General features: G+C 71.7%; 22 protein-coding genes, 1 pseudogene and 1 riboswitch. Of the genes and pseudogenes, 17 read left to right on the top strand and 6 right to left on the bottom strand.

Going from position 1 to position 20,209, the window contains the following annotated elements; all coding sequences use genetic code 11:
- The first annotated feature begins 63 nt into the window (after window positions 1-63).
- Entirely contained in the window at window positions 64-1,446 is a 1,383-nt protein-coding gene (locus ACFV2S_RS05000) for an FAD-binding oxidoreductase (protein ID WP_383801367.1), read from the top strand.
- A gap of 23 nt (window positions 1,447-1,469) precedes the next feature.
- Here the strand turns inward: ACFV2S_RS05000 and ACFV2S_RS04995 are convergent, their stop codons facing one another.
- Window positions 1,470-1,961: an SsgA family sporulation/cell division regulator gene (locus ACFV2S_RS04995; RefSeq protein ID WP_385554296.1), complete on the bottom strand. Its 492-nt coding sequence runs from the start codon at window positions 1,959-1,961 to the stop codon at window positions 1,470-1,472.
- A 334-nt stretch (window positions 1,962-2,295) separates the two neighbouring features.
- On the opposite strand from ACFV2S_RS04995, the gene ACFV2S_RS04990 reads away from it, so the two are divergent.
- Both ACFV2S_RS04990 and ACFV2S_RS04985 read left to right on the top strand, forming a co-directional pair.
- Window positions 2,296-3,777, top strand: coding sequence for an RDD family protein (locus ACFV2S_RS04990; RefSeq protein WP_385554294.1), 1,482 nt, complete (start codon window positions 2,296-2,298; stop codon window positions 3,775-3,777).
- Window positions 3,778-3,855: 78 nt separating this feature from the next.
- Window positions 3,856-4,635, top strand: coding sequence for an RDD family protein (locus ACFV2S_RS04985; protein WP_385554292.1), 780 nt, complete (start codon window positions 3,856-3,858; stop codon window positions 4,633-4,635).
- Between the two features lie 18 nt (window positions 4,636-4,653).
- Here ACFV2S_RS04985 and ACFV2S_RS04980 read toward each other — a convergent pair whose 3' ends face one another.
- Window positions 4,654-4,911 carry a hypothetical protein gene (locus ACFV2S_RS04980; protein ID WP_382855303.1) on the bottom strand — a complete coding sequence of 86 codons (258 nt, stop codon included), beginning with the start codon at window positions 4,909-4,911 and terminating at the stop codon, window positions 4,654-4,656.
- Between the two features lie 327 nt (window positions 4,912-5,238).
- On the opposite strand from ACFV2S_RS04980, the gene ACFV2S_RS04975 reads away from it, so the two are divergent.
- Both ACFV2S_RS04975 and ACFV2S_RS04970 read left to right on the top strand, forming a co-directional pair.
- Window positions 5,239-7,644 (top strand): immune inhibitor A domain-containing protein, encoded by a 2,406-nt coding sequence (locus ACFV2S_RS04975; RefSeq protein WP_385554290.1) that lies wholly within the window; start codon window positions 5,239-5,241, stop codon window positions 7,642-7,644.
- A 122-nt stretch (window positions 7,645-7,766) separates the two neighbouring features.
- The gene (locus tag ACFV2S_RS04970) at window positions 7,767-8,078 is read left to right on the top strand and encodes a hypothetical protein (protein ID WP_385554288.1); all 312 of its coding nucleotides are present in this window, start codon (window positions 7,767-7,769) and stop codon (window positions 8,076-8,078) included.
- 23 nt (window positions 8,079-8,101) lie between these two features.
- Here the strand turns inward: ACFV2S_RS04970 and ACFV2S_RS04965 are convergent, their stop codons facing one another.
- Together ACFV2S_RS04965 and ACFV2S_RS04960 are read right to left on the bottom strand one after the other, a co-directional pair.
- On the bottom strand, window positions 8,102-8,701 hold the full coding sequence (locus tag ACFV2S_RS04965; protein WP_385554286.1) for a nicotinamidase: 600 nt from the start codon (window positions 8,699-8,701) through the stop codon (window positions 8,102-8,104).
- 86 nt (window positions 8,702-8,787) lie between these two features.
- Window positions 8,788-10,116, bottom strand: coding sequence for a nicotinate phosphoribosyltransferase (locus ACFV2S_RS04960; RefSeq protein ID WP_385554284.1), 1,329 nt, complete (start codon window positions 10,114-10,116; stop codon window positions 8,788-8,790).
- 110 nt (window positions 10,117-10,226) lie between these two features.
- On the opposite strand from ACFV2S_RS04960, the gene clpS reads away from it, so the two are divergent.
- From clpS to ACFV2S_RS04940, 4 genes are all read left to right on the top strand, one after another.
- Window positions 10,227-10,532, top strand: a complete 306-nt coding sequence (clpS, locus tag ACFV2S_RS04955) for an ATP-dependent Clp protease adapter ClpS (RefSeq protein ID WP_383786286.1) — start codon at window positions 10,227-10,229, stop codon at window positions 10,530-10,532.
- Complete coding sequence (locus tag ACFV2S_RS04950) at window positions 10,532-11,116, top strand: DUF2017 domain-containing protein (RefSeq protein WP_382855321.1); 585 nt, start codon at window positions 10,532-10,534, stop codon at window positions 11,114-11,116. Before clpS ends, ACFV2S_RS04950 begins: the two co-directional genes overlap by 1 nt.
- A gap of 309 nt (window positions 11,117-11,425) precedes the next feature.
- On the top strand, window positions 11,426-12,862 hold the full coding sequence (locus ACFV2S_RS04945; protein WP_385554281.1) for an amino acid permease: 1,437 nt from the start codon (window positions 11,426-11,428) through the stop codon (window positions 12,860-12,862).
- Between the two features lie 84 nt (window positions 12,863-12,946).
- Complete coding sequence (locus ACFV2S_RS04940; RefSeq protein ID WP_385554279.1) at window positions 12,947-13,372, top strand: Mov34/MPN/PAD-1 family protein; 426 nt, start codon at window positions 12,947-12,949, stop codon at window positions 13,370-13,372.
- Between the two features lie 25 nt (window positions 13,373-13,397).
- Here the strand turns inward: ACFV2S_RS04940 and ACFV2S_RS04935 are convergent, their stop codons facing one another.
- Window positions 13,398-13,619, bottom strand: a complete 222-nt coding sequence (locus ACFV2S_RS04935; RefSeq protein WP_385554277.1) for a helix-turn-helix domain-containing protein — start codon at window positions 13,617-13,619, stop codon at window positions 13,398-13,400.
- Window positions 13,620-13,818: 199 nt separating this feature from the next.
- Here ACFV2S_RS04935 and ACFV2S_RS04930 point away from each other — a divergent pair.
- From ACFV2S_RS04930 to ACFV2S_RS04900, 7 genes and pseudogenes are all read left to right on the top strand, one after another.
- Window positions 13,819-14,193, top strand: a pseudogene (locus tag ACFV2S_RS04930) (diguanylate cyclase); the annotation flags it as partial.
- Window positions 14,194-14,225: 32 nt separating this feature from the next.
- Window positions 14,226-14,302, top strand: a riboswitch (cobalamin riboswitch).
- Window positions 14,303-14,361: 59 nt separating this feature from the next.
- Window positions 14,362-15,336: an ABC transporter substrate-binding protein gene (locus tag ACFV2S_RS04925; RefSeq protein ID WP_385554275.1), complete on the top strand. Its 975-nt coding sequence runs from the start codon at window positions 14,362-14,364 to the stop codon at window positions 15,334-15,336.
- A complete protein-coding gene (locus ACFV2S_RS04920; protein ID WP_385554273.1) occupies window positions 15,333-16,421 on the top strand; it encodes a FecCD family ABC transporter permease in 1,089 nt (362 codons plus the stop codon). The genes ACFV2S_RS04925 and ACFV2S_RS04920 overlap by 4 nt, the downstream gene beginning before the upstream one ends.
- Window positions 16,418-17,203, top strand: coding sequence for an ABC transporter ATP-binding protein (locus ACFV2S_RS04915; RefSeq protein ID WP_385554271.1), 786 nt, complete (start codon window positions 16,418-16,420; stop codon window positions 17,201-17,203). Before ACFV2S_RS04920 ends, ACFV2S_RS04915 begins: the two co-directional genes overlap by 4 nt.
- 44 nt (window positions 17,204-17,247) lie before the next feature.
- Window positions 17,248-17,364, top strand: coding sequence for a putative leader peptide (locus ACFV2S_RS04910; protein ID WP_323809276.1), 117 nt, complete (start codon window positions 17,248-17,250; stop codon window positions 17,362-17,364).
- A gap of 91 nt (window positions 17,365-17,455) precedes the next feature.
- Window positions 17,456-17,734 carry a MoaD/ThiS family protein gene (locus ACFV2S_RS04905; protein ID WP_383786265.1) on the top strand — a complete coding sequence of 93 codons (279 nt, stop codon included), beginning with the start codon at window positions 17,456-17,458 and terminating at the stop codon, window positions 17,732-17,734.
- Between the two features lie 5 nt (window positions 17,735-17,739).
- Entirely contained in the window at window positions 17,740-18,690 is a 951-nt protein-coding gene (locus ACFV2S_RS04900) for a PLP-dependent cysteine synthase family protein (protein WP_383786262.1), read from the top strand.
- Window positions 18,691-18,718: 28 nt separating this feature from the next.
- Here ACFV2S_RS04900 and ACFV2S_RS04895 read toward each other — a convergent pair whose 3' ends face one another.
- Complete coding sequence (locus ACFV2S_RS04895; RefSeq protein ID WP_385554268.1) at window positions 18,719-19,210, bottom strand: type II toxin-antitoxin system PemK/MazF family toxin; 492 nt, start codon at window positions 19,208-19,210, stop codon at window positions 18,719-18,721.
- 202 nt (window positions 19,211-19,412) lie between these two features.
- On the opposite strand from ACFV2S_RS04895, the gene ACFV2S_RS04890 reads away from it, so the two are divergent.
- The gene (locus ACFV2S_RS04890; RefSeq protein WP_385554266.1) at window positions 19,413-20,165 is read left to right on the top strand and encodes an MBL fold metallo-hydrolase; all 753 of its coding nucleotides are present in this window, start codon (window positions 19,413-19,415) and stop codon (window positions 20,163-20,165) included.
- The last annotated feature ends 44 nt before the right edge of the window (window positions 20,166-20,209 follow it).

The raw sequence follows: 20,209 nt of genomic DNA, 5'->3' as shown, positions 1-20,209 counted from the left end.
GAGCACACGAAGGGCCCGCTCCGGCGGGTTCACACCGATGGCGGCGGGTGCCACGCTGGACGCATGGACGATCTTCAGCGGCACGACCTCGTGGCCCGGCTGCGCACCGGGCTCCCCGACGACGCGGTCCTCACCGACCCGGACGTGACCGACTCCTACGCGCGCGACATGGCGAGTTTCTGCGCGGCCGGCACCCCCGCGGCCGTCGTGCTGCCGCGCACGGTCGAGCAGGTCCAGCACGTCATGCGGACCGCGACCGAACTCCGCGTCCCCGTGGTCCCGCAGGGCGCCCGCACGGGCCTGTCGGGGGGCGCCAACGCCTCCGACGGCTGCATCGTGCTCTCCCTCGTGAAGATGGACCGCATCCTGGAGATCAACCCGGTCGACCGGATCGCCGTCGTCGAACCGGGCGTCGTCAACGCCGTCCTGTCCCGTGCCGTCGCCGAACACGGCCTGTACTACCCGCCGGACCCGTCCAGCTGGGAGACCTGCACGATCGGCGGGAACATCGGCACCGCCTCCGGCGGCCTGTGCTGCGTCAAGTACGGGGTCACCGCCGAGTACGTCCTCGGCCTCGACGTGGTGCTCGCCGACGGGCGGCTCCTGCGCACCGGCCGGCGCACGGCGAAGGGCGTCGCCGGATACGACCTGACCCGGCTCTTCGTCGGCTCCGAGGGCAGCCTCGGCATCGTCGTCGGGGCCGTCCTCGCGCTCCGGCCGCAGCCGCCCGCGCAGCTCGCGCTCGCCGCAGAGTTCCCGTCCGCGGCCGCCGCCTGCGAGGCCGTCTGCGCGATCATGGAGCGGGGCCACACCCCGTCACTGCTCGAACTCATGGACCGCACCACCGTCCAGGCGGTCAACAAGCTGGCCCGCATGGGTCTGCCGGACTCCACCGAGGCGCTGCTCCTGTGCGCCTTCGACACCCCGGACCCCGCCGCCGACCTGGCCGCCGTCGGGGAGCTGTGCGGCGCGGCGGGTGCCACCGAGGTCGTCCCGGCCGCGGACGCCGCCGAGTCCGAACTGCTCCTCCAGGCGCGGCGGCTCGCCCTCACGGCCCTGGAGACGATCAAGTCCGCGACGATGATCGACGACGTGTGCGTGCCGCGGACGCGGCTCGCCGAGATGCTCGACGGCACGGCGGCGATCGCGGAGAAGTACCACCTGACCATCGGCGTCTGCGCGCACGCGGGCGACGGCAACACCCACCCCGTCGTCTGCTTCGACCACACCGACGAGGACGAGTCGCGGCGGGCGCGGGAGTCCTTCGACGAGATCATGGCGCTCGGGCTCGCGCTGGGCGGCACGATCACCGGCGAGCACGGCGTGGGCGTCCTCAAGAAGGAGTGGCTGGCGCGGGAGCTGGGGCCGGTCGGTCTGGAGCTCCAGCGCGGCATCAAGGCCACCTTCGACCCGCTCGGACTGCTCAACCCCGGAAAGCTCTTCTGACGCCGTCCCCGGTCGTACGGGGGTCACAGCTCGCCGTCCTGGGACTCGTCCGACGGCCACGGGTCGCGCACCCACAGCTCGTCGGCGGCCACCGTGGTCGCCAGGAGCTCGGCGAGCCCGTCGTCGATGCCGAGCCGCTCGGACTCGGTGCCCGGCGGCACCGCGCGCAGGGTCCGCTCCAGCCAGGCGGACACCTGCGCGGACGGCGCTTCGAGCAGGGCGTCGCCGTCGGGGGAGGAGAGGGCCATCAGGATGACGTTGCTGCCGTCGACCTTCGTGGGCCAGATCCGGACGTCCCCGTGGCCGCAGGCCCGGAAGACGCCCTCGACGAGCAGCTCGCGCGCGAAGGTCCAGTGCACCGGGTGGTCGGTGCCGACGTGGAAGGTGACGTGGACGGCGTACGGATCGCCGGTCCGGTAGGCGAGCCGGGCGGGCACGGGGACGGAGCGCTCGGGGGAGAGCACCAGCTTCAGTTCCAGCTCGCGCTCGAGGGTGGTGTGGTCGGTGTTCTGCATGTCCTGCTCCTTCTCGCGGTCGGGTCCCGGACGGGCCTTCATCTGGAGAGAGCGGGGTGGACGCAGTTCATGACGCGACTTCGGGAAGTTTTTTTCGGGAAGTTTTCTCCCGGGGATTCCGGGGAGGTGTTCCGAGCGGTCCGGCGGACGGGATGTCTCGGCCCGAACATCACGGGGAGTGATCGATTCCGGTACGTGTCCCCCCGAAGGCGGGCTTTCTCGCGGGCTCCTCGTCCCCTCGGGGACGTTCTTCGTTACTGTCCTCCTTGGGCGCGGCACGCCCGGCGAGCGGCCGTGCGGATCAAAGGCGTTGTGACTGAACGGAGTCGGGGCAGTGGCTACTCCTCCTGGAGGCGGCGGAGAGGTACCGCAGGCGGGGTACTACCCGGACCCGTCCATTCCCGGATACATCCGGTACTGGAACGGGGGCGCGTGGGTGCCCGGCACGAGCCGGCCCGCCCCGGCGGGGGACGAGGTTCCGCCCGGTCCGCCCGCCTCGGCGATCCCGGCGGGCCCGATCCTCGCCTCCGGCCCGGCACCGGCTCCGGTGGCGGCACCCGCACAGGCGGTGGAGGCGGCGCGGTCCGTGGAGACGCCGGCATCCTTCCCGGAGCGGGCGCCCTTCGCGGACCCGACCCCCCTCGCGGAGCCGACGCCGGCACCGGTGCCTGACCCGGCGCCCGCACAGCGGTCCGTCGCGCCCCCCGTGCACGCCGCCGCGCACCTGCCCGCCCAGGCGCAGGCACCCGCCCCCGTACCCACGGTGGAGGAGACCGGGCCGGTCTTCTTCGACGAGGAGCCGCTCGCTCCGGAGCCCGCGTCGGCCTGGCAGGCGGACTCCGCCCGGCAGACCGGATTCGGCGGGGACCGCGACCAGAAGGTCTCCTGGGGCGCGCCGCGCACGCCCGATCCGCGCACCCCGGCCGACTGGCCGGTCGCGGGCGGCAGCGAGCCGGACGAGGCCCGGGCCGCCGCCCCGGCGCCCGTCGCCGACCCCCGGGTGGCCGGGGGAGCCGCGCGCCTCGGAGGCATGCCCGTCACCCCGATCCCGACGCCCGCCCCCTCCCCGGCACCCCAGCCGGTGCCGCAGCCGCAGCCCCAGCCCCGGCCGGCCCCCGCCGCGGCAGCCCCGGCGCCGGCACCCGCCCCCGCACCCGTCCAGACCCCCGCCCCCGCCCCCGCACCCGTCCCCGTACCGGCGGCGCCGTCCACCCCCTCGTGGGCCCAGCAGCAGGCCCAGCCCCAGCCCCAACCGCAGGAGCAGCAGCCGCCCGTCGTCCCGTGGAAGCCGCCCGTCGAGGACGTCTTCCAGCAGGCGGCCCGCGAGCAGGCCTCCGCCCGTCCCGCGGGACTCGGCCGGCGCCTGGTCGCCCGGCTGATCGACGGCGTCGTCCTGGGCGCTCTGGTCGGCGCGGCCTCCGTGCCCTTCGTGACCGCCGCGGTCGACCACATCGAGGGCAAGATCGAGGAGGCCCGGCAGTCCGGAACCACCGTCCAGGTCTGGCTGCTCGACTCGACGACCTCCGTGCAGTTCGGCATCGCGCTCGCCTCGCTGTTCGTCATCGGGATCCTGTACGAGGCACTGCCCACCGCCAAGTGGGGCCGCACGCTCGGCAAGAAGCTGTGCGGCCTGGAAGTGCGGGACATCGAGTCGCACCAGCCGCCGACGTTCGGGAAGGCGCTCCGCCGCTGGTTCGTCTACAGCGTGCTGGGGCTCCTGGTCATCGGTGTCGTCAACGTCCTGTGGTGCCTCTTCGACCGCCCCTGGCGCCAGTGCTGGCACGACAAGGCGGCGGGCACCTTCGTGGCGCGCTGAGGCGGCCCCGGGGAGCGCCGTCCCCCGAACGGGCGGTGATTCCTTGCGGGGCCGTCCCGCCCGGGATCCACTGCCCCCATGAGCACCGACCAGCCGCCGCCCGACCAGCCGCCCGAGGACGACCCGTTCAGCAAGAGGCCGCCCGAGCCGCCGCCGGAGCCGCCGCAGGGAGGCCCGTCCCAGGGAGGCCCGCCGCCGCCGGGAGGCCCGCCGCCGGGAGGTGCGCCGCCCCCGGGGGGTCCGCCTCCGGGCGGCCCTCCCCCCGGAGGCCCGCCCCCGCCGGGGAACCCGTACGGCTCCCCGTACGACAACATGCCCCCGCCCCCGCCCCCGTACGGCGGTGGCTACGGCGGTGGGTACGGCGGGGCCGATCCGCTCACCGGGATGCCGCCGCTGGCGGAGACCGGGCGCCGGGTCCTCGCGCGGTTCATCGACTGGGTGATCGTCGCGGTGCCGCTCGCGATCATCGGCATCCCGTTCGACATCTACCGGCGGGCGACCGAGGACGGCAACGACTTCGGGGACACGGTCAACAGCCTCAACGGCGGCAGCCAGCTGGTCTTCCAGCTCATCACGATCGTCGCCTACGTCGGGTACGACACCGTGCTGACGGCGAAGAACGGCCGGACCATCGGCAAGAAGCTGATGAAGCTGCGGGTCGCGATGCTCAACGACGGCTCGACGCCCCCGATGAGCCAGTCGCTGCTGCGCGCCGTCGTGCTCTGGCTGCCGGCACTCATCTGCTGCGCCTGCCTGTGGCCGCTGCTCATCCTCATCCTGATCATGGTCGACAAGCCCTACAAGCAGGGCCTGCACGACAAGGCGGCGAAGACGGTGGTCGTCAGCGCCCCGGAATGAGCCGGAAGGGACGAAGCGTCACGAACCGATCCGGGTATCGGCCCCCGCGCCCACGCGCTCGGCCGGCACCCGGATCTCCTCGTCCACGGGGGTATTGACGGGCCGCTCGCGCACCGGCATCGTCACGGCCACGAGAGCCCCGAGCAGCAGGCCGGCGGCGCAGATCACCGCGATGCCCAGGGTCGTCGTCGTACCGGAGAGCAACAGCAGGGCGACGGTCGCGAGCACGACGGTGGCCGAACCGTAGGTGAGCTGTGCGGCGTTCGGACGCTGCATGACGGGTACCGCCCCTCAAGACTTCGGTTCGACTCTACGACGGTGGATGCCCGGGCGGTGGGGCAGGTAAGCGTGACCTAACCCACGCCGCCGGTGCACGGGGGGCGCACGGGGTCACGAAATCGTCAATCTTCCTTCACGGTGCGCCCGCTTGATGTTCGATTATCGGAAATCGTCGCCCGCATAGTGCAGTTGACCCGTGCAAGTCAAGATCTGTCTTTTCTCGCGGCACTCCGGTCGAATGTCGTCACTTGTGACGCGCGACCCCGCCGGACGGACACCCCACCTTCGGTCCGAGAGCGCGGGCGCCGGGGAGGACAACATCAAGTGACCAACAGACGACGGGCCATAGCGTCCGCAGTCGTCGTGGCGCTCGCGGCCACCGCCGCCAGCGCTTCGACGTTCACCACCGCCTGGGCCGAGGACAAGGGTCCGGGCGTGCCGGCAGGCATCCAGACCGTCGACAAGACGACGGTCGACCACGACCTCGAAGGCCCGTACAGCGACCAGCAGGAGCTGCAGCGCAAGGCTGCCCTCGAGCGGGTCATGAACGGTGACGCCAAGGTCGAGAACCGGGGCGGATCGCAGGTCGTCAAGCTCGGCGCGAAGAAGTACGTCGAGCTCGGCCGCGAGAAGACCGACAAGATCTTCACGATCCTCGTCGAGTTCGGCGACCAGGTGGACAACACCACCCTGGTCGACCGGAAGGACGACGACACGCCGGACCTGAAGCCGAAGTACGGCGGCACGCCCGGCCCGCTGCACAACCGCATCGCCCAGCCGGACCGTAAGAACGACAACTCCACGGCCTGGCAGGCGGACTACAACCAGCAGCACTTCCAGGACCTGTACTTCGGTACCGGCAAGGACAAGAAGGGGCAGCCGAAGCAGTCCCTGAAGACCTACTACGAGCGGACCTCGTCCGGTCGTTACTCGGTCGACGGCACGGTCTCCGACTGGGTCAAGGTCCCGTACAACGAGGCCCGTTACGGCTCGAACTACTGCGGCCAGACCAACTGCTCCAACGTCTGGGACACCGTCCGCGACGGTCTCAACGCCTGGGTCGCCGACCAGAAGGCCAAGGGCCAGACCGACGCCCAGATCAAGGCCCAGCTGGCCACGTACGACCAGTGGGACCGTTACGACTTCGACGGCGACGGCAACTTCAACGAGCCCGACGGCTACATCGACCACTTCCAGCTCGTGCACGCGGGCGAGGACGAGTCGGCCGGCGGCGGCGCCGAGGGCAAGAACGCCCTGTGGGCCCACCGCTGGTACGCCTACGGCACCGACGCGGGCAAGACCGGACCGTCGAACAACAAGTCCGGCGGCACCCCGATCGGCAACACCGGCATCTGGGTCGGCGACTACACGATGCAGCCGGAGAACGGCGGCCTCGGCGTCTTCGCCCACGAGTACGGCCACGACCTCGGTCTGCCGGACCACTACGACACCGCGGGCGGCGAGAACTCCACCGGGTTCTGGACCCTCATGTCCTCCGGCTCCTGGCTCGGCCAGGGCAAGGACGCCATCGGCGACCTGCCCGGCGACATGAGCGCCTGGGACAAGCTCCAGCTCGGCTGGCTGAACTACGCCAAGGTCAACGACTGGCAGCGCGGCACCAAGACCACCCACAAGCTGGGCGTCTCGGAGTACAACACCAAGAACCCGCAGGCGCTCGTCGTCGAGCTGCCGAAGAAGCAGGTCACCACCGACATCGTCGCCCCCGCCGAGGGTGCGTCGCAGTGGTGGAGCAACATGGGTGACGACCTCAAGAACACCCTGACCCGCTCCGTCGACCTCACGGGCAAGACGTCCGCCTCCCTGGAGCTCCAGGGCTGGTACGACATCGAGGCCGAGTACGACTACCTCTACACCGAGGTGTCGACCGACGGCGGCGCCAACTGGACGGCCCTGGACGGCACCGCCGACGGCGTGGCCCTCCCGCGCGACGCGGCCGGCTCCCCGGCGCTGACCGGTGTCTCCGACACCCGCAAGAAGCTCGTCTACAACCTGGGCGCCTACGCGGGCAAGAAGTTCGACCTCCGCTTCCGCTACCAGACGGACGGCGGCGCGGGCGGCAAGGGCTTCACCGCCGACGCCATCAACCTGACCGCCGACGGTGCCTCCGTCTTCGCCGACGGCGCCGAGAACGGCGACAACGGCTGGGTCGCCAAGGGCTTCTCGCGGGTCGGCAAGGGCTTCACGAAGGAGTACGAGCAGTACTACATCGCGGAGAACCGCCAGTACGTCTCGTACGACACCACCCTCAAGACCGGCCCGTACAACTTCGGTTTCACGGGTGACAAGTCCGGCTGGGTCGAGCACTACGCGTACCAGAACGGTCTGCTGATCTGGAAGTGGGACCTGTCCCAGAAGGACAACAACACCTCCCAGCACCCGGGCGCCGGTCTGGTCCTCCCGATCGACTCGCACCCGAGCCCGCTGAAGTGGCGCAACGGTGAGCTGATGCGCAACCGCGTCCAGGCCTACGACTCGCCCTTCACCATCGCCCGCACGGACGGCTTCCAGCTCCACAACAAGGACGTCGCCACGTGGGTCCCGTCGCAGGCCGGCAACCCGACCTTCGACGACCGCAAGGGCGTGTACTGGTTCGCCGAGAACCCGCGCGCCGGTGTCCAGGTAACTGACACCAACACCAAGATCCAGGTCGTCAAGGAGCCGAAGGATGGCCAGACGATCACGGTTCAGGTCGGTCCCTCGACCAAGTAGTTCGTAAAACCGCAGGTCAGATCATGATCGGCCGTCGCCCCCTAGCGGGCGGCGGCCGATCGTGTTTAGGTGCGTCTGACGCAAGTCTTATTGACATCTGATCCACGGGGGAGTGGTTCCGCATGCCCAATGGAGGGTTCTGCAAGCTGCCGGGAGGCAGCGTGGTCGTCGCCATAGGGCTGCCCAGCCCGGCCGGGGACGGCGCCACCGTCCGCTTCCTGGTCCACGCCGCCAACCGTGCCCGCGCCCTGACCCGGCTGCGGAACCTGGGGCTGCGCGCGGTGTACCTCCGCGGCAACAGCGAGCCGCCCACCCCGGACGAGATCACGGCCGTCCTGCACCACCCGGACGGCCTGCTGTGGAGATCCACACCGGGCGCCGCCCAGGAGCTCTGGCACCCCGTGCGGTCCCTCCCGAAGGAGCCGGCGGCGTAGGGAGGCCGTCCGGGGACCCGCGCCTAGGCCACGACCGGCTTGCCCGTCAGCGTCACGCCCGCCGCCCGGAGCTCCTCCAGGGCCCGGTCGGTGGTCGCCTCGGCCACGCCGGCCGTCAGGTCGAGCAGGACGTGGGTCCGGAAGCCCTCGCGGGCCGCGTCCAGGGCCGTGGCCCGGACGCAGTGGTCGGTGGCGATGCCGACCACGTCGACCTCGGTGACGTCCCGCGAGCGCAGCCAGTCCGCGAGGGTCAGCCCGTTCTCGTCGAACCCCTCGAAGCCGCTGTACGCCGCGGAGTACGCGCCCTTGTCGAAGACGGCGTCGATCGCCCCGCTGGCGACGGCGGGCGCGAAGTTCGGGTGGAAGCCGACGCCCTCCGTGCCGGCCACGCAGTGCACCGGCCAGGAGGACACGTAGTCCGGCTCCTCGCCCGCCGGGGCGAAGTGCCCGCCCGGGTCGACGTGGTGGTCGCGGGTGGCGACGACGTGCCGGTAGGAGCTGCCCGCCGTCTGGCCGACCAGGTCGGTGATCGCGGCGGCGACGTCCGCGCCCCCGGTCACCGCGAGGCTGCCGCCCTCGCAGAAGTCGTTCTGAACGTCCACAACGATCAATGCGCGGTGCATGGCGGGTGTCCTTAGCGCGTCGGAAGGGAGATGCTCGAGCCTAGAGACTTCCCCCTCCGTTCGGGAGGGGGCGTCCCCGAGGACTCCTACACGTACTCGGTCGGCAGCACGGGCTCGCCCCGCGACAGCTGGATCGCCGACATCGGCAGCCCCGCCCGGGCCGCGATGTGCCGGGCCCTGCCGGCCTCCAGCGGTTCCCGGGCCACCACGTCGCCGCCCTTGACCAGCTCGACGAGCAGCTGGTGGTCGGCGAGCTCCGGCGGGACCGGGCCGGTGCCGACGACCTCCGCCTCGGCGACCCCGTCCGCGTCGGGCCTGCGGGCCGCCCACTTGCGCCCGCCGACGGAGGCCTTGCCGCCCACCGACTTCTTGGCCACCGGCACCAGCGGCGCCTTCGGATCGGCCGAGGCGGCCCGGGCGACCAGCTTGTAGACCATCGAGCAGGTCGGGTGGCCGCTGCCGGTGACCAGCTGCGTGCCCACCCCGTACGCGTCGACCGGGGCCGCGGCGAGCGAGGCGATGGCGTACTCGTCGAGGTCCGAGGTGACCACGATCCTGGTGTCCCGGGCACCCAGCTCGTCGAGCTGCGCCCGCACCCGGTGCGCGACCAGCAGCAGGTCGCCGGAGTCGATCCGTACGGCTCCCAGCTCGGGTCCGGCGACCTCGACGGCGGTCCGGACGGCCTCGGCCACGTCGTACGTGTCGACGAGCAGGGTCGTGCCCCGGCCCAGGGTCTCCACCTGGGCCCGGAAGGCGTCCCGCTCGCTGTCGTGGAGCAGGGTGAAGGCGTGGGCGGAGGTGCCGACGGTCGGGATGCCGTAGCGGAAGCCGGCCGCGAGGTCCGAGGTGGAGTCGAAGCCGCCGACGTAGGCGGCGCGGGAGGCGGCGACGGCCGCGAGCTCGTGGGTGCGGCGGGCGCCCATCTCGATGAGGCGCCGTCCGCCGGCCGCGGCCGACATGCGGGAGGCCGCGGCCGCGATGGCCGAGTCGTGGTTGAGGATGGAGAGGATCACCGTCTCCAGGAGCACGCACTCGGCGAAGGAGCCCTCGACGCGCAGCACGGGCGAGCCGGGGAAGTACACCTCGCCCTCGGGGTAGCCCCAGATGTCGCCGGAGAAGCGGTAGCGGGCGAGCCACTCCAGGGTGGGCTCGTCGACGATGGCCCGCTCCCGCAGGAAGCCCAGGACGGCGGGGTCGAACCGGAAGTTCTCGACGGCGTCGAGGACCCGGCCGACGCCCGCGAGGACGCCGTAGCGCCGTCCCTCGGGCAGCCGCCGGGTGAAGACCTCGAAGACGGAGCGCCGGTCGGCGGTGCCGGCCGCGAGGGCCGCCTGGAGCATGGTCAGCTCGTACTGATCGGTGAAGAGCGCGGTCGACGGCACGTCCACCGGCAGCCCAAGGTCCGCAGCGTTCATGTCAGCGATGCTAGCGCAGAAATCGTCAAAGTGACGAATAGGGGGGTCGGCGGGTGGGGCGGGTGTGCCCGTTTGCGCGACAGGCCCCCAGGGGTGACAACATGGTGTGAGTGAGCGTCGCGCCTATTGAGATCGAACGTACGGAATCGGCCGAGGAGGTCTCCGCGGTCGTCGAACCCGACGTGCCCTGGGTGACCCTCGTGCACAACGATCCGGTCAACCTGATGAGCTATGTCGAGTACGTCTTCCAGATGTACTTCGGATACTCCAAGGACAAGGCGCACAAGCTGATGCTCGACGTTCACCACAAGGGCCGCGCGGTGGTCTCCGCCGGCACCCGCGAGGAGATGGAACGGGACGTGCAGGCGATGCACGGCTACGGCCTGTGGGCGACGCTCTCCCAGGACCGCTTCTGATGGCCGGCCACTTCGAGCCGCTCCCCGGCGGCGGCGCGGCCGTCGCGCTCGACGACGTCGAGATCTCCATCCTCCGCTCGCTCGCCGTCCAGCTCATGGAGCTGATCGGCCCGGGCGACGAGCCCGCCGCCGACGCGGACCCGCTGGCCGCGCTCTTCGCCGAGGGGCCGAGCGAGCCGCCGTCCGACCCCGCCCTGCGGCGCCTCTTCCCCGACGCGTACGGGGACGACAGCGAGGAGCTGCGGGCGGCCGCCTCCGACTTCCGCCGCTACACCGAGAACGACCTGCGGGCCCGCAAGCGCGAGGACGCCCTCGTGGTCGTCCGCGCCCTGGACTCCCTCTCCGCCGAGGCGGCGGGGGAGGGCGGCGCGGTCCTGAAGCTCACCCCGGACGAGTCCCGGGCCTGGCTCGGCGCGCTCAACGACCTCCGGCTGACGATCGGGACGCGCCTGGAGGTCACGGACGACGAGGACAGCGAGCAGCTGTACCGGCTGCCCGACTCCGATCCGCGCAAGCCGATGGTGATGGCGTACCTCTGGCTGGGGGCGCTCCAGGAGTCCCTCGTCGCGACCCTGATGGCCTGACCGAAGGCCTGTTCGCTCAGCGGACGCTCAAATCCGGATAACGAATGCGTTATCAGAGCGTCCGCTCGGCCATCTTGTGTGTCCTTTGTCCGTATTTTTTTGTGGTGCGCGCCACACGCAACTCCGTAGATCACCCCCCACCCCGTGATAAATCTTCACGACCACTCGGGCACGCCACCCCTGTTCCCGAGGGCGCTGGGGCCGGCTGACCGCCGGTAGCACTCCATCCACATCCGGGGGGATCAGGATCTGATCCGCAGCAGACGCACTCGCAGTCGCGCGGATCAGCATGGAGAAAGGCGCACCACCATGACCTCAGTGCAGGTCGACAAGCAGCACGACGGCAATGAGGCCGCGGACTCCGCCTCGGGCGAGGGTTACCACCGGGCACTCGGCGCCCGGCAGATCCAGATGATCGCGATCGGCGGTGCCATCGGCACCGGGCTCTTCCTGGGGGCGGGCAAGGGCATCTCCATCGCGGGACCCAGTCTGATCCTCGCGTACGCCCTCGCGGGCCTCGTCATCTTCTTCATCATGCGGGCGCTCGGCGAGCTCCTCATGTACCGCCCGGTGTCGGGCTCCTTCTCGGAGTACGCGCGTGAGTTCATCGGCCCGTTCGCGGGCTTCGTGACCGGCTGGACGTACTGGCTCTTCTGGGTCGTCACCGGCATCACCGAGGTCACCGCCGCGGCCACCTACATGACGTACTGGTGGGACATCCCGCAGTGGCTGTCCGCCCTCGTCTTCACCGTGATCCTCTACGGCGCCAACCTGATCTCCGTGAAGCTCTTCGGTGAGCTGGAGTTCTGGTTCTCCATGGTCAAGGTCACCGCGATCGTCGGCATGATCCTGATCTGCGCCGGCATCCTCACCCTCGGCTTCTCCGACGCCGGCGACACCGCCTCCGTCACCCACCTGTGGGACCTCGGCGGCTTCTTCGCCGGCAAGGACGGCATCTTCTCCACCCTGATGACCCTCCAGATGGTCATGTTCGCGTTCCTCGCCGTCGAGCTGGTCGGCGTCACCGCGGGCGAGTCGAAGGACCCGAAGACGGTCCTGCCGAAGGCGATCAACACCGTGCCGTGGCGCATCGCCGTCTTCTACGTCGGCGCGCTGATCATGATCCTCTCGGTCGTCCCGTGGACCGAGTTCAAGCCCGGCGTCTCCCCGTTCGTCGCGGCCTTCGAGAAGATGGGCCTCGGCGTCGGCGCCGCCATCGTCAACTTCGTCGTCCTGACCGCGGCCCTGTCCTCCTGCAACTCGGGCATGTACTCCACCGGCCGCATGCTGCGCGACCTCGCGCTCAACGGCCAGGGCCCGAAGGTCTTCACCCGGCTCACCCGGTCCGGCACCCCGCTGGTCGGCACCACCGTCTCGGCCGCGCTGATGATGGTCGGCGTCTGGATCAACTACCAGTGGCCCGGCGAGGCGTTCAACTACGTCGTCTCCTTCGCCACCATCTCCGGCATGTGGGCCTGGATCGTCATCCTGATCTGCCAGATCCGCTACCGCCTCAAGGCCGACCGCGGCGAGCTGCCCCACTCCTCCTTCAAGGCGCCGGGCGGCATCTGGTTCAGCGTCCTCTCGCTCGCCTTCATCGGCATGGTCATCGTGACCATGGGCATGGACAAGGACAACCGGGTCGCGCTCTACGGCGCGCCGGTCTGGGGCCTGATCCTCGCCGTCTCGTACCTGGTCCTCAAGGCCCGCAACCCCCAGGGCGCGGCCTTCGTGAAGCGCGCCTGACGCTCCGACCTGCGACGTCTCAGCATCCGGGCCGTTCCGTACCACTTCTCGGTACGGAACGGCCCGTCTGCTTATCCTGTCGGCATGCTGACCATCACCCGGGCCCTGTACGACCAGATCGTGGAGCACTCCCGAGCGGACCACCCCGACGAGGCCTGCGGCGTGGTCGCGGGACCGGTCGGCAGCGGGCGCCCCGAGCGGTTCATCCCGATGCTGAACGCCGCCCGCTCGCCCACGTTCTACGAGTTCGACTCCGCGGACCTGCTCAAGCTCTACCGCGAGATGGACGACCGGGACGAGGAGCCCGTCATCGTCTACCACTCGCACACCGCGACCGAGGCCTACCCGTCCCGCACCGACATCACCTACGCGAACGAGCCCCAGGCCCACTACGTCCTGGTCTCCACCGCCGACACCGACGACGCGGGCCCCTTCCAGTTCCGCTCCTACTCCATCGTCGAGGGCGTCGTGACGGAGGAAGAGGTCGAGGTCGTCGAGGCCTACGCGTAGGACGGACCGGCCGGCGGCGCGTCGCCTACGAGGCGGACGTCGTCCGGAACCTGGCCAGAGAGGCGGAGGGCGTCACCCCGAAGTGCCGGGCGAACGCCCTCCGCAGGCTCTCGTCGCTCCCGAGCCCGCTCCGCGCCGCCGCCCCCGTCACGCTCGCCCCGCCCTCCAGCAGCACCCGCTCCACGTACCCCGCCGGCGTCGCCCCGACCTGCTCCCGGAACAGCCGCGCCAGATGCCGGGCGCTCATCCCCGCCCGCCGCGCCAGCGTGGGGGCGCTGTGATCCGCCGCCGGGTCGGCCGCGTCGTGGGCAGGCGTCCCGCCCCAGCGGGACGATTGCCCACACGGGCAGCGGGTGAGCGCCGCCCCGCGGGGCGAGGACCGCGCGAACCCCCCTGCCGCCAGCGCGAACGCCCCCGTGCACACCGACGCCACCCGCCCCGCCGCCTTCCTCCGCGCCCAGGCCGACGAGGACGCCGTCCGCCGCGTCTGGACCGCGATCGCCCTCCACACCACCCCCGGCATCCCCGCGTTCATGGAGCCCGAGGTCGCCCTCGTCACCGCCGGGGTCGAGTACGACGTCCTCGGCATCGGCCACGACGACCCCGCCGCCGTCACCCCCGAGGACCGCGCCGCGATCGTCGCCGCCCACCCCCGCCCCGACTTCAAGCGGCAGATCCTCGCCGCCTTCGCCGAGGGCATCGCCCCCAGGCCCGACACCACCTTCGGCAACGTCAAGGCCGACGTCCTGCGCCACTTCGTGCCCGGCTTCGTCCCCGGCGACTTCGTGACCACCATCCGCGAGTCGTCCTGGCCCGAGTGAGACACTGGCCCGGACCCAAGGGCGGCAGGACCCAGGAAGCCGGTGCGAATCCGGCACGGTCCCGCCACTGTGACCGCCTCCCCACCGGGGAGGCGGAAGCCAGGAACTGACCTGCCGCCTCCCACCACCGATCGGGGACGTGGAAATCCCCGGAGGAGGCACCCCGTCATGACCCGGCCCCGCCGTGCCCTGCTGCCCGCCGCCGCCCTCGTCACCCTGCTCGCCGGCTGCGCCGCCCCCGAGGCGGGCGCCCCGGACGCGAAGCCCGCGCCGGGATTCCCGTACACCGTCACCAACTGCGGTGTGACGACCACCTACCAGGCCCCGCCCCGGCGCGCCGTCACCATGAACCAGCACGTCACCGAGGTCATGCTGGCCCTCGGCCTGGAGAAGTCGCTGGCCGGCACCGCCTACCTCGACGACGCGATCCTCCCCGCGTACAAGAAGGCCTACGACACCGTCCCCGTCCTCGCGAAGGAGTACCCCTCCAAGGAGGCCCTCCTCGCCGCGAACCCCGACTTCGTGTACGGCGGTTACGCCTCCGCCTTCGACGCGAAGGCCGGCCGCGGCCGGGACGACCTGAAGCGCTCCGGCATCGCCACCCGCCTCAACACCGAGTACTGCCCCTCCGGTTCGACCTCCCTCGACGACCTCTACCGCGAAGTCCGCGAGACCGGCCGCACCTTCGGCGTCCCCGACCGCGCCGAGACCTGGATCCGCGGCGCGAAGACCACCGTCGCCGCCACCGAGAAGCGCCTCAAGGGCGTCACCCCGGTCTCCGTCTTCGTCTACGACAGCGGCGACAAGACCGCCTTCACCGCCGGCGGCAAGGGCATCGGCAACGAGCTCATCACCCGCGCCGGCGGCCGCAACGTCTTCGCCGACCTCGACAAGACCTTCGGCGACGCCACCTGGGAACAGGTCCTCGACCGGCGCCCCGACGTGATCGTCATCTACGACTACGGCACCACCACCGTCGCCCAGAAGAAGAAGCGGCTCCTCGACGACCCCGCCCTCAAGGACGTCCCCGCGATCAGGAACCGCCGCTTCGCCGTCCTCCCCCTCTCCGACACCGTCCTCGGCGTCCGCGTCCCCGCCGCCGTCGACAAGCTCGCCGCCCAGCTCCACCCCGCCGCACGATGACCACCCCCGCCACCACCGTCCGTCCGGCCCCGACCCCTTCCGGGCCGGACGGACGGGACCGGGCCCCCGCGCGCCCCGTCCGCTACGCCCTCGTCGTCACCGGGCTGCTCCTCGCCCTCGCAGGCGCCTGCCTCGCCGCGCTCGCCCTCGGCTCCGTCCGCATCCCGCCCGGCCAGGTATTCGACGTCCTGACCGGGCGGGCCGGCCCCTCGCCGTACCGGACGATCGTGCTCGATGTCCGGCTGCCCCGGGTCCTCCTCGGCCTCGTCGTCGGCGCCGGGCTCGCCGTCGTCGGCGCCGTCCTCCAGGCCCTCGTGCGCAACCGGCTCGCCGACCCCTTCCTCCTCGGGATCTCCTCCGGAGCCTCCGCCGGAGCCGTCCTGGTCCTCGTCGTCGGCATCGGGGGAGGGGTGACCACCACCGTCGCCCTGCCCACCGGAGCCTTCGCCGGCGCCCTGCTCGCCCTCGTCCTCGTCTACGGGCTCGCGCGCCGCGGCGGGACCATGACCGGCGCCCGGCTCGTCCTCGCCGGAGTCGCCGTCTCGTACATCCTCTCCGCCCTCGCCACCCTGCTCCTCGTCGTCGCCGGACGGCCCGAGCAGTTCCAGGAGGCGCTGTACTGGTCGCTCGGCGGCCTCGGCAGCGCCCGCTGGGACACCCTCGCGCTCCCCGCCACCGTCCTCGTCCTCGGCACCGGCCTCCTCCTCGCCCTCGCCCGCCCCCTCGACCTGCTCCTCACCGGCGAGGAGGGCGCCACCGTCCTCGGCCTCGACACCGCCCGCTTCCGCGCCGGGGTCTTCGTCCTCGCCTCCCTCGTCACGGCCGTCATGGTCGCGGCAAGCGGAGCCGTCGGCTTCGTCGGCCTCATGGCCCCGCACGCCGCCCGGCTCGCCGTCGGCGCCCCGCACCGCCGGCTCCTCCCGGTCGCCGCGCTCGGCGGGGCGCTCGCCCTCGTCCTCGCCGACCTCGGCGCCCGGACCGTCGCCGCCCCCCAGGACATCCCCGTCGGCGTCCTCACCGCCCTCACCGGCGGCCCGTTCTTCCTCTGGCTGATGCGCCGCCGCCCCGAAGGAGCAGCCCCGTGACCGAGCTCCGGCTGTGCGGACTCTCCTACGGGGAGCGCCTGCGCTCCGTCGACCTCACCGTCCGGCCCGGCGAGACCGTCGGCCTCATCGGGCCCAACGGCAGCGGCAAGACCACCCTCCTGCGCTGCGTCTACGGCACCCTCACCCCCACCGCGGGCCACGCCGCGCTCGACGGCGACGACCTCCACGCCCTCGGCCCCAAGGCCCGCGCCCGCCGCGTCGCCACCGTCCCCCAGGACAGCGCCACCGAGTTCGAACTCACCGTCCGTGAACTCGTCGCCCTCGGCCGCTCCCCGCACAAGCGGTTCTGGGAGGGCGACACCGGCGACGACCACGCGCGCGTGGCCGCCGCCCTCGCCCGCGTCGGCCTCGCGGACCTCGCCGACCGCCCGTACCCCACCCTCTCCGGCGGCGAACGCCAACGCGCCCTCGTCGCCCGCGCCCTCGTCCAGGATCCGGACCTCCTCGTCCTCGACGAGCCGACCAACCATCTCGACATCCGGCACCAGCTCGACGTCCTGGCCCTCGTCCGCACCCTAGGCACCACCAACCTGCTCGCCCTCCACGACCTCAACCTCGCGGGGGCGTACTGCGACCGCCTCTACGTGCTGGAGCGCGGACGGCTCGTCACCGGCGGCACACCGGCCGAGGTCCTCACGCCCGCGCTCCTGGAGGCGGTCTACGGGGTGGACGCCGAGGTCATCCCGCATCCGAGGACGGGGAGCCCCACCGTCCTCTTCCAGTCCGTTCCGGCAGGCGGTCAGAAATCATCCACCATGTGAGATCACATTCCGAAACCCGGACCGGGAATCGATACGATGAGCTCATGGTTTCCCACGACGTGAGCGAAGAGACTCCGAGCACCACCCTGCTCGTGGCACGCCTGCACGTCGACCTGTGCCGCCTCGCCAGCGCGATCTGTACCTCACGCGCTGCGCTCTGAGCGACCGGCCGAGCGCCCTCACCGCACGACCCCCTCCGCGCGGGGCCACAGAAGCGCGCCCAACACGCCACTTCCGACAGGAGCCCACGCCATGGCCATCGAGGTCCGCATCCCGACCATCCTCCGCACCTACACCGACGGCGAGAAGGCCGTCCAGGGCAGCGGTGCCACCCTCTCCGAGCTCTTCGCCGACCTGGAGACGCGCCACACCGGGATCGAGGCCCGCATCGTCGACGGCGGCAAGCTCCGCCGCTTCGTCAACGTCTACCTCAACGACGAGGACGTCCGCTTCCTGGACGGCATCGACACCAAGCTCACCGACGGCGACAACGTCACGATCCTGCCGGCCGTCGCCGGCGGCATGGTCTGATCCACATGCGTTACGACTCCTCGCTGGCCGCGGTCGGCAACACGCCGCTGGTCCGCCTCCCCCGGCTCTCGCCCTCGGACGACGTCCGCATCTGGGCGAAGCTGGAGGACCGCAACCCCACCGGCTCGGTCAAGGACCGCCCCGCGCTCCACATGATCGAGCAGGCGGAGAAGGACGGCCGCCTCACCCCCGGCTGCACCATCCTGGAGCCGACCAGCGGCAACACCGGCATCTCGCTGGCCATGGCCGCCAAGCTCAAGGGCTACCGCATCGTCTGCGTCATGCCCGAGAACACCAGCGAGGAGCGCCGCCAGCTGCTCGCCATGTGGGGAGCCGAGATCATCTCGTCCCCCGCGGCGGGCGGCTCGAACACCGCCGTACGCGTCGCCAAGGAGCTCTCCGCGGAGAACCCCTCCTGGGTGATGCTCTACCAGTACGGCAACCCCGACAACGCCGGCGCGCACTACGCCACCACCGGCCCGGAGATCCTCGCCGACCTCCCCTCCATCACCCACTTCGTGGCCGGCCTCGGCACCACCGGGACCCTCATGGGCGTCGGCCGCTACCTGCGCGAGCACAAGCCCGACGTCAAGATCGTCGCCGCCGAGCCGCGCTACGACGACCTCGTCTACGGCCTGCGCAACCTCGACGAGGGCTTCGTCCCCGAGCTGTACGACGCCTCCGTCCTCACCACCCGCTTCTCGGTCGGCTCCGCCGACGCGGTCACCCGCACCCGCGAACTCCTCCAGCAGGAGGGCATCTTCGCGGGCGTCTCCACCGGCGCCGCCCTGCACGCGGCCATCGGCGTCGGCAACAAGGCGGTCAAGGCGGGCGAAACCGCCGACATCGCCTTCGTCGTCGCCGACGGCGGCTGGAAGTACCTCTCGACCGGCCTCTACACGGCCAAGACCACCGAGGAAGCGATCGCGGCGGTCCAGGGCCAGCTCTGGGCCTAGGGCCCCGAGGCGACTCGCCCCCTCCGCGCTACCGCGCCAGATGGCGGACCTGGTCCCACAGGACCGGGTCCGCCTCTCCCACTCTCCGCCGGAAGTCCGACACCGGCACCTCCCGCAGCTCGTCCGTCTCCAGGAAGCTCGGCCGGCCCTGCGCGTCCCCCACCGAACCCGGCGGCAGCGCGATGACCCCCGGCCGCTCGTCGTGGTACTTGCTGGTGATCTTGGCGACGAGCGCGCTGTCCCCCCGTACGAGAAGCACCAGACAGGGCCGGTCCTTCGACCCCGGCCCGTCCTCGAAGGGCACCTCCGCCCACCAGATCTCGGCCGCCCTCGGCGCACGCCCCCCTCGCGCGGGCGCACGCCCCGGCGCCGCAGGCCCACGCCCCGGCCTCGTCGGCCGCGCCGGCGGCCGCGTCCGGCCCGAAGGCCGCCGCCCCGACCGCTTCCGCCCGTCGGCGACCGCCACCACCAGCGCGATCACCACGACCGCGGCCAGCGCGGGCCACCACGACGTGTCCATACCCCAAGAAGGTACCGGTGCGCGCCCCACCCCGCCGCCGCGCCCCACCATCCATCCGAACCGGTGACAGAGCCCGTGAGTTCGCCCACAACGGGCCACCACGAAGGAGCGGCGGGCCCGGGTGCGCCTTACGCTCGACAGACCGCACAGCCTCCCCTCCCTCAGCGCGCTTCCCGCACCCGTCCACGGAGGTTCTCGCTCCATGAAGCTCACCGTCGTCGGCTGCTCGGGGTCGTTCCCGTCCGCGGAATCGGCCTGTTCGAGCTACCTCGTCGAGGCCGACGGCTTCCGGCTGCTCCTCGACATGGGCAACGGCGCCCTGGGCGAGCTGCAGCGCCACATCGGTCTGTACGACCTCGACGCGATCTTCCTCAGCCATCTGCACGCGGACCACTGCATCGACATGTGCGGGTACTTCGTCGCCCGCTACTACCGGCACGAGGGCGGGCGCTGCGACGCGATCCCGGTCTACGCGCCGGAGGGTGCCGAGCAGCGGCTGACCACGGCGTACGCCGACACGCCCTCGCCCTCCTCGATGAGCGAGGTCTTCGACTTCCGCACGCTGACGTCGGGCAGCTTCGAGATCGGCCCGTTCTCGGTCCGTACGGAGAAGGTGTGCCATCCGGTCGAGGCGTTCGGCATCCGGGTCGAGCACGGGGGCCGCGCGCTGACGTACTCGGGGGACACCGGGGTCTGCGACGCGCTGAACGACCTCGCCGAGGGCACCGACCTCTTCCTCTGCGAGGCCTCCTTCACCCACGGCAAGGAGGACGTCCCGGACCTCCACCTCAACGGCCGGGAGGCCGGCGCGCAGGCGACCCGGGCGGGGGTGGGGCGCCTCGTCCTCACGCACATCCCGCCGTGGACGGACGGTGAGCTGAACCTGCGGGACGCGCGCGAGGTGTACGCGGGACCGTCGGAGCTGGCGCGACCGGGCGCGGTCTACGAGATCTGAGGCCGCGTACGCGAAGACGGGGAAGGCCCCGGAACCGTCCTGGT

This window comes from Streptomyces sp. NPDC059695, from assembly GCF_042733785.1.
GTDB lineage: Bacteria > Actinomycetota > Actinomycetes > Streptomycetales > Streptomycetaceae > Streptomyces.
The sequence above is the reverse complement of the archived record's forward strand: the minus strand, read 5'-3'. Positions and strand labels throughout refer to the sequence as shown.